The sequence below is a fragment of the Chitinophaga sp. genome (genome assembly GCF_036569185.1).
GTDB lineage: Bacteria > Bacteroidota > Bacteroidia > Chitinophagales > Chitinophagaceae > Chitinophaga.
This window is the reverse complement of the sequence record NZ_DATCRD010000150.1, coordinates 57,345-72,872: the sequence shown is the minus strand read 5'-3', so window position 1 is coordinate 72,872 and position 15,528 is coordinate 57,345. Positions and strand designations below refer to the sequence as shown.

Sequence of the window (15,528 nt, the reverse complement as noted above, 5' to 3'; positions counted from 1 at the left end):
ATAAATACACGCGGGAAATAAAAAATAGCACCCCCGGGGAAAATTATTTTTCAAAAAAAACCGGGATAAGTACCGCAACCAAATAAATATAATTTGATTTCAATATATTTCTCAGTTGCTTATTAGCCTCTTGTATGTGATGATTGATAGCGGAGGCACTAATATTTAACCGGCTGCTTATTTCCTGGTAGCTGAGGCCATCTATCTTATGCATAATATATACTTCCCGTTGCCTTGGCGTAAGTTTGTTCAATGCAGCCTGCAGTAAATTTTTGGCTTCAGATTGGTTAAGCGATTCTTCTATGGGATTATGACTATGATCCGGGTTGATCTGGCTACGCATCAACTGGTCGTATACATTCCTTCTATATACATTCTTTGAAAGATTAGCTGCCATTTTAAATAGTAAAGCACCAAAACTAAGTTCGGGGTTGATACCATGACGGATCTCCCAGATCTTAATAAACAGATCCTGCAGGATATCCTCCGCTAATTCCTCAGAGCGCAGTAATTGAAGCAACTTTGCAGCCAGACGGGGGGCATAGATCTCATAAAGCGCTTTAAAAGCAAACTCATCTCCATCCCGCAACCTGCGTAACAGCTCCTTCTCATCGGTGGTGTATATGACGTTCACTTTCTATGTATTTCCGTTGAAATTATAAAAAGTAAAAATAAAAGCTACATTTTTTAATAAAGATATATTATTCGCTACGGCTATCCACTCAAAAAATAAAAGCAGCCGGGACGAAACCGCCCGGCTGCTTTAAATTATTTGCATTAACCAGTAAGACACCGATACCTTATGGTGTTACCTTCCAGTTATCAGTGCGGAAAGCGCCAACAGGCAGCCCTTCTGAAGAAAAAATATTACCGATAGCAGCATTGGAAAAACTATATCTCACCGATTCCGGCTTCTCTACTTTTTTACTCCAAACAATCAGTGCATCTTTTTCCACCTTTGCGGATGCTTCGTAGAAAACATGGTCCGCTCCTGCTATATACAGGGCTACCGGTGCTTTGCCATTGATCCTGAGAGAAGTGGGCACATTAGAGAACCGGAGCACTGCCTTATTTTTGCTGATGCTCATTTCTTTGAATACCGGGCTTTTCCAGGTAAACCCTGTTTTGCCATAGTTCTCACCCAGGGCCCAGGCGGCCAGCCTGTTACCAACTGTTCTTTTATCCTGGGGATGAATATCCTTTACATTTTCTGTAGCGTCAGATACTACCACCATACCGGTTCCGGGAAGGGCGCTGCTGCGTGCCTGTTCCTCACGAAGTACTGCAGCCTCATATTGTAACGCGGCCTCATGTTCCTGGTCATAAACAAACGGTGCTATCTGCACATAATAAAACGGCAGCTGTTTATGCCAGGCTGCACGCCATGCCTGTATCATGCCGGTGAACAGCGGGGCGTAGGTAGCTGCAGTTTTTACATTAGCTTCTCCCTGGTACCAGATCACTCCTTTTATATTGAAATGGGTAAGAGGCGCTATCATCGCATTATAAGCATAACCTGGCTTATGCGGCCACCAGGCCGCCGGGGCCAACCTGGCAGCGGCGGCAGAAAGTGGCGGTTCACCAGTTACAACATGCTCCGGCGCCCATACTTCAGCCGGTGTTCCTCCCCAGCTGGCATTGATCAGTCCAACCGGTACTCCCAGTGATTGTTGCAGCTTTAATCCGAAAAAGTATCCAACGGCGCTGAAGGGCTTAAGACTGTTACTGTCGCATACCTCCCAGGTACCAGGGCAATCTTCCTGTGGATATATCGCCGTAGTTTTTGGTATGTTAAAGAACCGGATATTATTATTGCTGCAAACCGGCAGTTCTGCCGCTATTTGCCGGACGCCGTTATAGTAACTGTACTCCATATTGGATTGCCCTGAACATAGCCATACTTCGCCGATCAGGATATTTTTCAGTACAATCTCATTGGATCCTTTTAGTTTTATTTCATAAGGTCCTCCTGCCGCCGGCGTCTGTACTTTTAAAGTCCACTTCGCGTCTCCGCTGGTGGTAACGGTCGCTGTTTTGTTATCCCAGCCTGTAAACACCATAATTTTTTCTGAAGGGTTTGCCCATCCCCAGATGGTTACACTGTCGTTTTGCTGAAGCACCATATTGCTGCCAACGAGTGCCGGCAACCTGATAGCGGCATGAAGTACTGCGGGCAACAGCAACACAATGCTGTAAAGAAGAAGTTTTTTCATAATCGCGTTTAACACTTTGGGGGATAAATATAACAACCGTACCCAATAAATAAAAATGTGAAAGATCATTCCAGCGGCCGGATATCGCATTGCTGCCCTTTCTTCATTTTTACCGAAAGTACGAAGTCATCACCTTCCTGTTTTGCCCTGGACGCATTTACAAAGAACGCCCGGTTGTTCCTGATATTGCAGGTTCCATCAGTGGTTGCCGTGATGGTGGCTTTCCTTAATCTTCCTTCAGACCATTGTATATCTACCGTAAATCCGCCCCGGGCCTTCAGACCTTTTATTGCTCCTTCTTTCCATGCAGATGGTAGCGCAGGCAAAAGATGTACTTCTCCCAGATGGCTTTGCAACAGCATCTCCGTCATACCGGCCGTTCCGGCAAAGTTACCATCTATCTGGAACGGTGGATGTGCATCAAAGAGGTTAGGATAAGTACCGCCTCCGCCTTTCCCATCGGCACCGGAATAGTTCAGCAGCTGACGAATAAGTTTATAGGCATGATCGCCATCCAGCAACCTGGCCCACCAGTTGATCTTCCATCCCCGGCTCCAGCCGGTACCTGCATCACCTCTTATTTCCAGTGATTTCCTTGCCGCTGCAAAAAACTCCGGGCTATTGCGCTTCGATATCTGGCGCCCGGGATGCAAGCCAAACAGGTGGGATGCATGGCGGTGCTGCGGATCGGTTTCAGCAAAATTTTTATACCATTCCAGTAATTCGCCATTGCTTCCCTTTCTCAATGGATACAGGTCCTTTCTTACTTCAGTTAACCGGTTGCGGAATGCCTGGTCTTTATTCAACGCTTCAGCAGCTTCTATTACATTTGTAAAAAGGTCCCAGATGATAGACATATCCATTGTTGTAGCAACAGATACTGCCTGTGCACGTCCTTTTGCATCGCGGAATTTATTTTCGGGAGAAGTAGAAGGCGCCGTAACCCAATAGCCACTGCTGTCCTTCACCAGCCAGTCGAGGCTGAATAAAGCGGCCTGTTTCATGATGGGATATGCTTCTTCCAGGAATTGCTTATCCCGTGTAAAAGCATAGTGCTCCCATAAATGCTGGCAAAGCCAGTTGCCGCCCATATACCAGTTGGCCCACACGGGATCCCCTGCTCCCAGGTCGCCCACCGGGTTGGCACACCCCCATATATCCGAGTTATGATGCGCTACCCAGCCATTGCAATGATAAAACTCACGGGCTACACGGGCGCCTGTTACTGAAAGCCCCCTTAACCACTGCAGCAGTGGAGTATGCATTTCAGACAGATTGGTACTCTCTGCCGGCCAGTAATTCATCTGCGTATTGATATTGATGGTATAATTGGAGCTCCAGGGAGCTCTCAACTCTTTGTTCCAGATACCCTGCAAATTAGCCGGCGGCCCTCCCGGCCTTGATGAAGAGATCAGCAGGTAACGCCCGTACTGGTAATATAAAGTTTCCAACGCAGGATCATATCCTCCTTCTGAATATGCCTTCAACCGTTTATCGACCGGAAGCGCGCTGCCGCTGGTAACTGCTGTATCTTTTAATGTAAACGAAACCCGGTTGAAATAGCGCTGATAATCTTTCACATGCTCCTGTTGTAAGGATGCATAAGATCGTTGGGCCGCCCGGTTGATCAGTGCGTCAGCAATAGCCTGTTCATCTTTTCCCTCTTTATCGGGACATTTATCAAATCCATTGAAGCTGGTGGCAGCGGATAAAATCAATACCAGTTCCGAGGCATTCTTCACCTGCAGCCCTGAAGTATCTGCAGTGATCCTGCCTGTTTTGGTAACAGCTCTTACCCGGCATTGAAAGCGCATGCCGTTGCAGCCGGTTGTATCTTCATAAATAACAGGCTGCCGGCCTTTAGGATTATAATAACTGGGATCTACGTGTGCGGGAGCCTTCCCGCTCATGATCACTTCATTACTCGCTTTTGCAGACAATACATAATGCAAAGGGCTTTTTAATGCTACAGAAAGATTAATAGCACCGGGAACACCGGAGCGGATGCGGATAACCATTACATTGGCAGGCGCCGCGCAGAAAACCTCGCGGGTATAATTCACGCCATTAACGGTGAAACGGGTAGTGGCAGTAGCCGTTCGGATATCCAGTTCACGATGATAACCAGACACGCTGCCGCCATTGAACGATTGCTTCAGCAACAGATCACCCAGCGGCATATAAGATTCTGTATAATAACCCTGCATCTTTCTGGCCAGTTCATCTGCTTTTGAATAATCCTGGTCTTTCAACAATGCTTCACGTATGCGGGAGAGATATTGAAAGGCATCGGGGTTTATTTGTTGCTTTACCGGGCCGCCGCTATAGAGGGTACTTTCATTCAATTGGATAAGCTCCTCCTCCACCCGTCCGAAAACCATTCCTCCTATACGACCGTTCCCAACCGGCAGCGCCTCTACCCATTCTGTGGCAGGTTTATCATACCACAAACTGAGGCCCGACTGCGCATTTATCTGGTGGGCCACCGTAAGCAGGAAAATAATGAATGAGGCAATAACAATATGCCTGGAAGTCGTTTTCATATTTGAATAATTTGCTTTTACGCTTTATCACTTTCCATAATCATATCGGAACCAGTCAACATCAATGTATCCCTTATCTTCTTTGGTATTAAAATTAAAGATGCCGATACGGTCGCCCCGGTAGCTGCCCCAGGTCAGTTGATGCGCACCTCCGAAGGGTTGATAAGATCTGCCATCGGTACTAAATGCATAGTGACTGACGCCGCTGACATCCCATGTTGAGCGAAGCCAGATAGCTTTCCCGTGGATCACTACCCCCGAAGTATCTTTTCCATTAATGGAATATACCAAATTACGTATTCCATTTTCCTGTCTGATACCAAATAAGCTATGGCTGGTAGTTGAGAAATGTGTTAATCCGCCGAATTGGCCATCCGTCATATGACTGATATCTATCTTTACGGTGGCTACGTTGGCATGCGTACGCATGCTGCGTTGTGTGAGGGTGTTTCCCGCCCTCAATATAATATCTCCCTGTTTGTTTGAAGGAATGGGCGTAAAAGCATACAACCGGAGAAAACCATTGCGTGCTGCTAAAGACCATTTGTCTGCCCGCGGCTGATAATTCCATTCCCATTGAACGTTTAACTTCCCGGTACTGAACTCATCACTGCTTTGAATGGAAACTTTGCTTTTATTGGATATAGGTTTTACACCAGTCCAAACCATACGCCCTATTGTGTCTGTACCCGGTTCGCCTATGACCGGCCACCCATCGATCCAGTGAACAGGTAAAAGACTGGCAGGGCGTCCTTCCCAGGCTCCGCTGCCATGGTGGGTGAAAAAATACCATTCCCCTGTTGGCAGTTGCAGTAACCCACCCTGGTTGGGCTCTCTATCCAGTTGTTGATCAACATGATTCAATTGCCTTATTTCCCAGGGACCATATATGTTCTTAGAACGTTCCATCATGATCACGCGACCCTCTGGCTTTACTTCACTGAAATAGTGATAATAAATTCCGTTGATCTTATAAAGCTTATTGGCTTCGCTTCCATTGGACTGGTGTATGATGGAATCTGACTCCATGATGAGGCTTTTTCCATCAGGCGCCATTTTAAACAAATGAATATTGTACTTCTTTTTGTTCTTAGGATCCATTGCAAAATTAGTAGCAACAAAATAGAGTTGTCCGTCATCATCACAAAACGAACAGCAATCGTCCCAGCCATTCACATTCCATAGCTGATGAACAGGTTCCCAGGGCCCTGCAGGATTCGTAGCAGTGCTCATAAAAAAGCCATCATCCGGCGTCCCGAAATATACCCAGAACTTATTCTTGTAATACCTGATTGAACCCGCCCAAATGCCTTTGCCATAGCAATTCATCCGGTCCCAGTTCAATTGCGGGCTGATACGCGTAAGATCATCTGCCACATGACCAATAATTTCCCAGTTTATAAGATCTTTGGAATGAATCACCACCATGCCGGGCGAAAATTGCATGGTAGAAGAAATGGCATAATAATCATCCCCTACACGTATAGCGTCAAGATCGCTGTAATCTGCCGGGAGCACAGGATTAACATAGGTTCCATTTCCCTGGTCGCCCCAGCTTCCATTCATCTGGGCCTTCGAATATAAACTTAGCAATTGCCAACAAAGCAGGAGCGGCAAAAACCTGAGACGAGTCATCTTAAAATAATATAGTTTGCTTTTAGTGGATATGTCGCTTCACGACAGGCAGCCGTTCTTAGGAAAGAACTTTTATTACATTGGCATATGTCAGTTCTTCAGCGGTTTTTTCCGGCAAAGAAACAATCAAACCGTTTTCATTTCTTTCAAAGGCAAGCGGCTGTTTGGTAGGCAACCATTCCAGTTTTTGGATTTCCTTTGGAAAATACTGGCTGTTCTTTGCCAGCGATTTGATAGTCAGTTTTCCATTCTCCGGCCAGCCCATGGCTGTTGCATAAAGCGCACCATCTTTCGTGGCAAAGCGAATATCCTCATAGGTAAACTGCTTTCCTTTCCCTTCATTAAAACCCTGTGCATTGAGCTGTGCAGCCGCTTGCTGGGCGGGCCCTTCACCAAATATTGTCCATGGCCGGGTACCATAAATACTTTCGCTGTTCACTTTCATCCATGCGCCGATTTCTTCAACAACCTTTCTTTCTTTTTCATCAATGGTTCCATCTCCGCGAACAGGAATATTCAACATTAAGTTGCCATTCTTGCTTACAATATCAACAAGTGTCTGGATAACTGTTTTTGAAGATTTATATCCGTTACGTTCATATATTCCACGCTCATAATGCCATCCACCTATGCAGGTATCGGTTTGCCAGGGAAGCGGTTGAATCTCATTGGCCTGCCCTCTTTCAATATCCCATACCATGGCTTTGCGCTGATGCTCATCCAATACTTTTCCGTTGATTACTGCACGAAGCTCCCCATGGTCCTTTATACTCTTGTTGTAAAGATGCGCGGCGATACGCAAACCGGCATCGCTTACCGGCCAGAATGGAAGCTGTGAGTCATCGAAATAAACTACATCAGGACTGTACTTGTTAATAAGATCAATTGTGCGGTTGTAAAATTTTTCAATGTAGGCTTTGTCTGGTGGATAAACGCCATTACCCCATCCCCACTGCCCGTGAATGGAGTTATCATTCCAACTGTTTTCACTCAGGGGATGGTTTTGCGCGTACAGTTCCTGCGGATCCAGGCCCTCCCACCATTCTCCTTTGCCATCTGCTTTGGTCAGTTTCCCATCATAAGGCACACCCGCATACTGCCCTTTCTTATCCGAACGCTGCGCCGATTCAAACCAGCGCCATGCGTGTGAGGCATGCACACTTACTCCAAAGGGCAAGCCATTGTTCCTGGCAGCCTTCGCCCATCCACCGATCAGATCCTTCTTAGGCCCGATCTTAGTAGCATTCCAATTCTTCTGATACTTACTGTCATATAAGTCAAAATTATCGTGATGGTTAGCCATCGCCATAAAATATTTTGCGCCCACGCTTTTATACAAACTCACCAGTTCTTCGGGATCCCAGTTCTCTCCTTTCCATTTATTGATCACATCCTTAAATCCAAACGAGGAAGGATGACCATATTTTTCCAGGTGTACTTTATACTGCCGGGAACCTTCCTGGTACATTCCCCTGGCATACCAATCCCCGGCTTCAGGTTCACATTGCGGGCCCCAGTGCGCCCACATGCCAAATTTGGCGTCACGGAACCAATCAGGCGTCTTATAATTATACAGGGATTCCCAGGTAGGTTTAAACGGGCCTTTTGCAACAGGTTCTTCTGTTGGTAAAAAACCATTTCCCAATGCCCGGGACAACCATAGAGAAGGCAATGCAGCCCCCATTCCTTTAATTAATGTTCTACGTTTCATTTATAAAGTATCTGTATATTTTAAAAGATAATGATAATATCAGCGTTTTTTCTGATTAATAAAAGCAGGCAGAAGAAATTATTTTCATAATCCCTTCTGCCTGCTGCTTAGTGACCTGCATTATAGCTTTACAATCTTTTTAATAGCGACCACTCCCCGGGTATCTATATGTAAATAGTAAAGGCCTGCGGCTAACCCGCGAAGCGATATAACGCCGGATGATCCGTTCATCAGCAAAGTTTTTACCGGCGCCCCATTCTGATTGTACAACTTTACAACAGAACCGGCGCCATCCTTATTTAGTTGTATGTTCAATACTTCTGTAACAGGATTAGGATAAACAATAACATTCCCGCTACTTACCTGTACTGATTCATTTTCTTTCCAGACCATTGATGCGGCACAATTGCCCAGGTAATCGCCATGATTCAAATGATCCTGTACGCTTTCTGAAGAAACACAGATCGTTTTGTTATTATGACAGATCATTACCTTACTGCTATTATTACCGCAACGCACATCCAGTGTTTTAATGAGAATGGTACCGGTTGAAGTACATCCATTGCTATCAGTAACTGCAACAGTATATGTTCCCGCTGCATTTACATTGATGGATGGAGTGATTTGTCCACTGCTCCACAGATAGCTGTAAGGTGCGGTACCGCCGGAAGTGTTTGCAGTTATCCCCAGCGATGCTGGTCCGTAACCAATGTAAACAGTATTCTTTGCATCTACTGCAGGATTCATAGCATACACATCAGGAATGCTTACGCTTACTGCTGCGTTTACAGTAACAATAGTTGTTGCGGTATCCACATTACCATGCCTGTCGGTTACTTTCCAGGTAATGGTTGACTGGCCGGTATTAAATACACCACTTGCATCTGCCCCGTTTCCATTTCGTGAAGTAGATCCGGTTATACTATAACTGATCGAATCAACGCCGCAGTTATCAGTCGCCGTTAACTGTGGAACCGTGTAAGTGCCTGACTGATTATAACAGAAGAATTGATTTACAGGCACAGTAAGTATCGGCTTCTGATCATCAACAACAATTATCTGTGCAGTATCATTGGCTGAATTCCCCTTCTCATCCTTTGCCGTGAGTGTTACGGTCACCGGTGAGCCTATGTCTGAGCAAGTGAAATTGCTCTTATCCAAACTTAATGTCAATGCACCTGAATAGCTCACTGAGCCATCATCTACTTGTTGCGGTGTGATAGTTACATGGCCGTTTACATCAACTGCTGCATGGATGCTTTTTGTTTTTACGGCCGGAGGCGCAACACCTGCAGCAATTTCCGCATTGCTCAACGCTCTTTTGTAAATCTTAAATTCATCAATAGCGCCATTGAAAACCGGGTCTGAGAACTGAGATTTACCGAGGTAGTTTAAAGTGGTGCCGGTAGTAGTGCCCGTAGGTGTAAGCTGCAAAGGCTTAATACCGATCGCGGTATTAGTTGACACCAAAGCTCCGTTTATATACAGGCGGGCGGTATCTCCTGATTGGGTAACCGCCAGGTGCACCCATGTATTCAACGGGAAGGCATAAGGGGAGCTTACGTTTAACTCTGTTCCACCATTCTTAATGGCATACCGGACTATTGATGAACTTACATTATTTACAGTAGTAGTTCCTGCCTGCACGGAAAGGAACATATACTGGGTAGTACTATTGCCAAAATCAAATACCCGCATCCAGTTTGCCATTGCATCCATTTTAACCCAGGCGGAAACAGTAAAATTGGATAAAGTGCTTACGATCCCGGTTGGTAACGTAGCATAAGCATTGGCCGTACCATTCAGTTTAAGCGCATTTCCCTCTTTCCCTGCGGCCCGGGTTGCTGCGGCTGCCAATGTACCGTGCGTAGCTCCCCAACTATCAAAAGCACGTGTTCCGCTTGTTTCATTAAACTTCAAGTAGGTCATCTGGCCAATGTTCGGCAATGCTGCTACTTCCGGGCTTAAAGCCATACTATCTGTTGAAGCAACCACGTAGTAATAAGTGGTTCCATTATTCACAGCGGTGTCTATATACCTGGTGGCGCCCTGATTAGCAATAGTGGTATAAGGTCCGCCTGGTGTAGTTGAACGCTTTATGTTATAAGTGGAATTGAAGATGGGGTCCCATTCCAGGATGTTCCTGGCATCGCCTGCAGCCACGGTCAGGTTTACAGGGATAGTATCTACAGGTATAAAACGGAAAGGAAAGCTATATGGCACGGGATCATTATCAGCTCCCACTACGGAATAAATTTGATTACCGATTATATACCAATAACCATTCCCTGCGTTCTGCGCTCTCTGAACTGCATACGATGTACCGTCAAAGTAAATATTCATGGAATTCCAGACATCCGAGTAAGGAGTCACACTGCGGCCAAATTGCCCGTTTTCACTGATATAATTGCTAAAGCCTGCAGGAGCGCTGAGACAGCTGATCTTATACCTGCCATTACCCTGCTTTGTAATATTCCAGATCTGTAGTAAGGGATCTGAATTCGCTGTATCGAATAATGGCGTGTTGGTATTATTCCTGGTCCATAATGAATCATTGGCAAGGGGTTTAAGGTAGTAATTCCCGTCAGCAAGCGAATTTGTTCCATAATACATAGATGCTTTATACCGTTTGATAGCATCCTCCAGGATAGTAACGTAGTTGCAAACCTCCGTAACGGTCGACTGTGAATTGTACGATGACTGTACATATACAATACTGTCATTTAACTGAGCCTTTGCTGCCACCGGAAATTTACCCAATTCATTAGTTGTACTTACTTCGGTTGTATCGCGTAGCTTTATTGCTTCGGCAAGTTTTTTAAGATAAACAGAGTCCATCTCAGAGTCGGTAACCGGTTGTATCAGGTAGATCTGATTTGTTCCATCAAGCCATCTGTTAATGGTCAATGCAACTCCCTCCCCTGTATTTGAACCTGGAATGTCCAGCGATTTCCGGCTTGGCTTTCCGACAATACTGAAAGTTCCGTTTTCCCTGTCTTTAATCGTCCAAACCTGTGCCTCATCTGTATCAGAATAGGTACGCTGTTCCACTCCCGCGCCATTTGTTACAGCATCGCCAACTACATCCATCGCCTTTCCGCTCCGCAGGTTAATTATCTTATAATCGGTACCTGATTTGGGGGTTATGATCCAATGCTGATTACTTGAAAAAGAGTAGTTTTTTTGTGCGAGCAAGGCGCCATCAGCCATTGATCCATTTTTAACCTCAATGGCTTTCCCGCTGTGTGTAGCAATAATGCGATACAGTCCATTTAAAGTTTGCGGCACGTATGGCACTTTAAGCGTGGCGGCATCCGAAGGGGAATCGGCACTTACACCGGCGGTATTTATGGCGCAAACCTTATAATAATAAGTCTGGCCATTCGTTACCTGGGTATCCATGAAACTATTACCGGAAATATTAGACGCAATAGTTGTATACGTTCCATTTTCAGAGGTTGCCCGTTTGACAGTATAACTTACGGCGCCAAAAGAAGAAAGCCACCGCAACTGAACCTGGTTACTTCCCGGGTATGCGTATACGGAGTGGGGAGCATCAGGTATGGTAAGCATTCCTCCCTGTCCCCCTGTCACGCTTACATTACTAAAAGTAGCCGTATCTAAAGCGCCATTCTTATTGGAGCAAACCGCCAGGCCAACATAGGCCTTACCGTTAAACCCTGCAAATCTTCCCTCTACTTCTACAGCCCAGCTTGTACCGTCTGTTGAGTAATACATCCCTATCATATCTCCGATCCGTTCAATCTTAACCCAATAACTATCCAGTGGGATGGGCCTTTCGGCTCTTTCCCAATTAGATCCGCCTCTGACCTCTGTCCATCCATGCATAAAGCCTTCCGCCCTCTTACCTGATTTAATGGTGATCCATGCCCTTTGCGCTGATGTAGCTGTCAGATCTGAACGGATCATTACCCCCGCTCTTGAATTAAGGCTGCTTCCTCCAACCGTCTCCACTTTGGCAATGACAGAACAGTTGCCGGTAACTTCTTTATAAACGAAATGAAAACCATCGGCTGCATGCGTGTATATGTCAGTTCCACTTCCGGTAACTGTCCAAACATTATTGCTATAGGAACTGCTCCCGGTAGGAGAAACTGCTCCTATATCCAGATCTGTTAAACCGCCTGTTCCCACTTTTCCAGGCTCAGGAATAATTTCGGTATGTGGCGGAACTACAGCCGTGGAGTGGTCTTCCGACTTATAATACCAGGTATACACGGGATCAAATCTCCTTGGTATATCGGTAAGTCGATTCGACACATATGTGGAATTCAGGTTCTTACGCACCAGGTAGGCGCCATGTACCAGCGTTAATCCCCATCTGCCGCCATCCCAGACACCAGTTCCATCTGTTAAATAATGCGAATCAGTAGTACCATAAGGTATGTATCCAATGGGGTCGCCTGCATTCTTCCGTGCAAAAAATTCGCCTGTAGCCAGCAGCCGGTTATCCAGTTCCGAATAAAGATCCAGGCCTTGTTTCCATAAAACTTCTGCGGCAAAAGCCAGGTTGCCCCACATTCCATGTGAATGTCCCTGGTCTCTTGCGCTTTCTCCATTTTGCCCGCTGGGCAACGTATTTTTAAACCCGGTAGCGCCTATATACCTCATCAGGTGAACGATATGCGCCACTTTTGCCGGATCATCAGAAAATGCGGCGATGGCCGCTCCTGCCGCTATACTTAAAGTGCCTTTATTTGCCGGTCCTAATGCATAACCGGCACAACCTGAAGGAGGCCAGTAAACGTTATTAAAAAGGTTTTGCACTGCTGTAGTATTCGCAGGCGTCCAGCCGCTCCATGTTCCCCGAAGGATAGAAGCGGCGCCTCCATAAGCATACGCGAAATCTCCCAGGTCCAGGTTTCCCAACTGCCCGGTAAACTGAGTTTGGGTATTTGCCCATGCTATTAAAATATCCCTCGCTTTTATTGCATAGGCGTCATTATCCGTAAAATACCACATAAGGGATAAATAAAATGCGGCAGTCATATCATTCATCCATTGACCACGATTAACATCCGGACTACGGCTAACGGTGGCAAAAGGCCCTTGCATGGTATAGGTCAGTTGAGCCTTGCCATCTGCCGCCATGATATCGTAAGCCTGTTTCCATGGATAATCACCGGCCTGTATATGCGCCTTCAATATACTCAGGTCCGAGCTTGAAAGAGGAATGCCCGGATGCACAAAGGTTTGCGCGCGTGCATTTGTGGAAAAGAAAAAAATAAAGATCGCTGCCCAAAAGCAGTTGAACCTCCTGGTCTTTGGTAAGGTACCATGTGTAAAAGAGTTCATCATAGGGTTATTTTGTCAGGTTAAAAATTTGTATCAGTAAATATTTCCAAAAAGATTTTTATGCCTGCAAATGCTTCTTTCACCTATCGTCTTCCTGCCACCGTTATATGATCGAATGTTGCTGTGTTTAAACCGGAACTGTTTGACGAGACTGCCAATCCAACGTAATAGGTACGCGCCATTGATACAGTAACCGGAGCGCCTACGGCAAACCATGTTTTTCCATCGGTCGACTGATAGGCAGTGACCGTATTACCTGCTCTCTGCAAACGGAACCAGGCAGGAGTATGGGTGTATGCATTCCCGGTTTGAAAACCCATGGAACCGCCTGTGGTAATACGGCTTCCAAACCTTGCTTCACGAACGCCTCCATCTCCTGATGTCATACTAAAAGCAACGGCATCGGAAGAAAGCGACTCACGGATCATGATGCCCGTTTTCTGTGCTCCCCGGCCTGTCCATGTACACGATGCAACCCGTACAGTAATGGTAGCATCGCCCGTTACACTTTTATAAACATATCCCAAACCATCTGCTGCGCCCCCGATGCCTGTACCGGAAGCACTCACTACAAAAGTTCCGTTACTTACATTTGCATACCCGGCAATACCTGGCGTGGCAACTGTTCCTATATCCTGTTTGCTCCAACCGGCGGGCAATGCACCTGTAGCTGCGGGAGTTGCATTTACTTCTGAAGAATTAACGCCGGTTCCTGCCTGGTTAACAGCGGATACAACATAGTAGTACCTGGTGCCATTCATCACACTTGTATCTTCATATAAAGGGAAAGTTCCCCTGTACGCGGCAATCGTAGTATAAGGGCCGCCGCTTGATGTTGAACGTAGTACATTGTACCCCGTTGCAGTAGCAACCGGGTTCCATCTTAACCATACTTTTTTCACACTGGCTGTTGCATTCATTCCTGCAGGCGCAGAAGGCGCAGGAGATGCCGGGTAAGGAGAGGCAGCTTCATTCAGTGTATAACAGAGCGTACCAAATCCGAGGTTATCATCATGCTCAAAGCCTTCCGGGCGGTTTATTTCAGCCATGGCTTTAACATTGGGAGCGCTTAATCCTTTTCTCACCACGTAGTGATTGTAGATCATTTCCCAGATAGGACGCTGCAATCTTCCCCTGCCGCCACTATTTTGCTCAGAGGCCCAAAAATTGAGGACGTTATCGCAGTTGTTATAAGTAGTATATGGCACGTCTTTCCACAGGTTATATTTCGCTGTATATTCCGCGCCTGCCAGCAGTCGGTTGTTATCATAACCAAACATATCCAGTCCCTGGTTCCATGCTATCTGGCAAAAGCTTGCCAGCATACCAACACCTAATAATGCATGCTCCTGGTCACGGCCGGTTTCCTGCCACTGCGCCAAACCTCCCGGATGTAAAAAAGGAATTGCTTTTGTAATGTTGCCATTGCCTGCCCCGGATTTAAAATAGGTAATGGCCTCATTGAACTTTGTGCTGTCATCGCACAATACACCTATGCTTAAAATGGCGGTGATGTTACAGATATCCCAGTTAGCCCAGTAATGACTAATGCAGGCATTGTTATGACGGGTTAAAAAATCATGGCAATTCGGATACAGGTAGGTGGTCATCATGTTTTTAAACTGATTGAAATCCGCCTGTGACCAATTAGGGTAAAGACGCAGTATCTCTGCTGCCACGGCAAATTCATAAACCGCTATTCCCATTAACCCGGGAACGTCATGGCCGCCTGGAACCTGGTTTACAGCATAAGCCCATGCGTTCAGAATTTTGCGGGAACAGGCTGCATAAGAAGTATCGCCTGAGATGTACCAACGCAAAGCATTAAGATAAGCAGCAACCGCATCGGCAGAAGCCCGCTGGCGGCTCACGCCCATATTGGCCTGCGCTGCTGCAGTATAAGTATTCTGTGCTTTGGGATGCGCAATCAATGCGTTCCAGCTGTCGATCCAGGGATGCGCTCCGGCAGCCACCCGGGTTTTCATCCGGTCTAAATCGGTTTGTGTATGTAAGCCGCCAGGATGAATAAAGGTTTGCGCGCCTGCCGCAATACTGTAAAAAAGCAACAGGAAAAATGATAAGTGTTTTATTGGACTCATGAAACTACTAT

7 protein-coding genes are annotated in these 15,528 nt (G+C 46.1%); all 7 read right to left on the bottom strand.

Going from position 1 to position 15,528, the window contains the following annotated elements; all coding sequences use genetic code 11:
* Positions 1 to 43: 43 nt before the first annotated feature.
* Complete coding sequence (locus tag VIM72_RS10840) at positions 44 to 634, bottom strand: RNA polymerase sigma factor (RefSeq protein WP_332002854.1); 591 nt, start codon at positions 632 to 634, stop codon at positions 44 to 46.
* Positions 635 to 800: 166 nt separating this feature from the next.
* Entirely contained in the window at positions 801 to 2,213 is a 1,413-nt protein-coding gene (locus tag VIM72_RS10835; protein WP_332002853.1) for a sialate O-acetylesterase, read from the bottom strand.
* A 65-nt stretch (positions 2,214 to 2,278) separates the two neighbouring features.
* A complete protein-coding gene (locus VIM72_RS10830; protein ID WP_332002852.1) occupies positions 2,279 to 4,756 on the bottom strand; it encodes a glycoside hydrolase family 95 protein in 2,478 nt (825 codons plus the stop codon).
* A gap of 27 nt (positions 4,757 to 4,783) precedes the next feature.
* On the bottom strand, positions 4,784 to 6,391 hold the full coding sequence (locus VIM72_RS10825; RefSeq protein ID WP_332002851.1) for a glycoside hydrolase 43 family protein: 1,608 nt from the start codon (positions 6,389 to 6,391) through the stop codon (positions 4,784 to 4,786).
* Between the two features lie 58 nt (positions 6,392 to 6,449).
* The gene (locus VIM72_RS10820; RefSeq protein WP_332002850.1) at positions 6,450 to 8,102 is read right to left on the bottom strand and encodes an alpha-L-fucosidase; all 1,653 of its coding nucleotides are present in this window, start codon (positions 8,100 to 8,102) and stop codon (positions 6,450 to 6,452) included.
* A gap of 120 nt (positions 8,103 to 8,222) precedes the next feature.
* Positions 8,223 to 13,421 carry an RICIN domain-containing protein gene (locus tag VIM72_RS10815; protein ID WP_332002849.1) on the bottom strand — a complete coding sequence of 1,733 codons (5,199 nt, stop codon included), beginning with the start codon at positions 13,419 to 13,421 and terminating at the stop codon, positions 8,223 to 8,225.
* Between the two features lie 80 nt (positions 13,422 to 13,501).
* Positions 13,502 to 15,517: an alginate lyase family protein gene (locus VIM72_RS10810; protein ID WP_332002848.1), complete on the bottom strand. Its 2,016-nt coding sequence runs from the start codon at positions 15,515 to 15,517 to the stop codon at positions 13,502 to 13,504.
* Positions 15,518 to 15,528 lie beyond the last annotated feature (11 nt).

Bases quoted from the DNA above. Each gene is read 5' to 3' on its own strand.
- VIM72_RS10835 (WP_332002853.1), bottom strand. From the start codon at position 2,213: ATGAAAAAACTTCTTCTTTACAGCATTGTGTTGCTGTTGCCCGCAGTA.
- VIM72_RS10830 (WP_332002852.1), bottom strand. From the start codon at position 4,756: ATGAAAACGACTTCCAGGCATATTGTTATTGCCTCATTCATTATTTTC.
- VIM72_RS10825 (WP_332002851.1), bottom strand. From the start codon at position 6,391: ATGACTCGTCTCAGGTTTTTGCCGCTCCTGCTTTGTTGGCAATTGCTA.
- VIM72_RS10820 (WP_332002850.1), bottom strand. From the start codon at position 8,102: ATGAAACGTAGAACATTAATTAAAGGAATGGGGGCTGCATTGCCTTCT.
- VIM72_RS10815 (WP_332002849.1), bottom strand. From the start codon at position 13,421: ATGATGAACTCTTTTACACATGGTACCTTACCAAAGACCAGGAGGTTC.
- VIM72_RS10810 (WP_332002848.1), bottom strand. From the start codon at position 15,517: ATGAGTCCAATAAAACACTTATCATTTTTCCTGTTGCTTTTTTACAGT.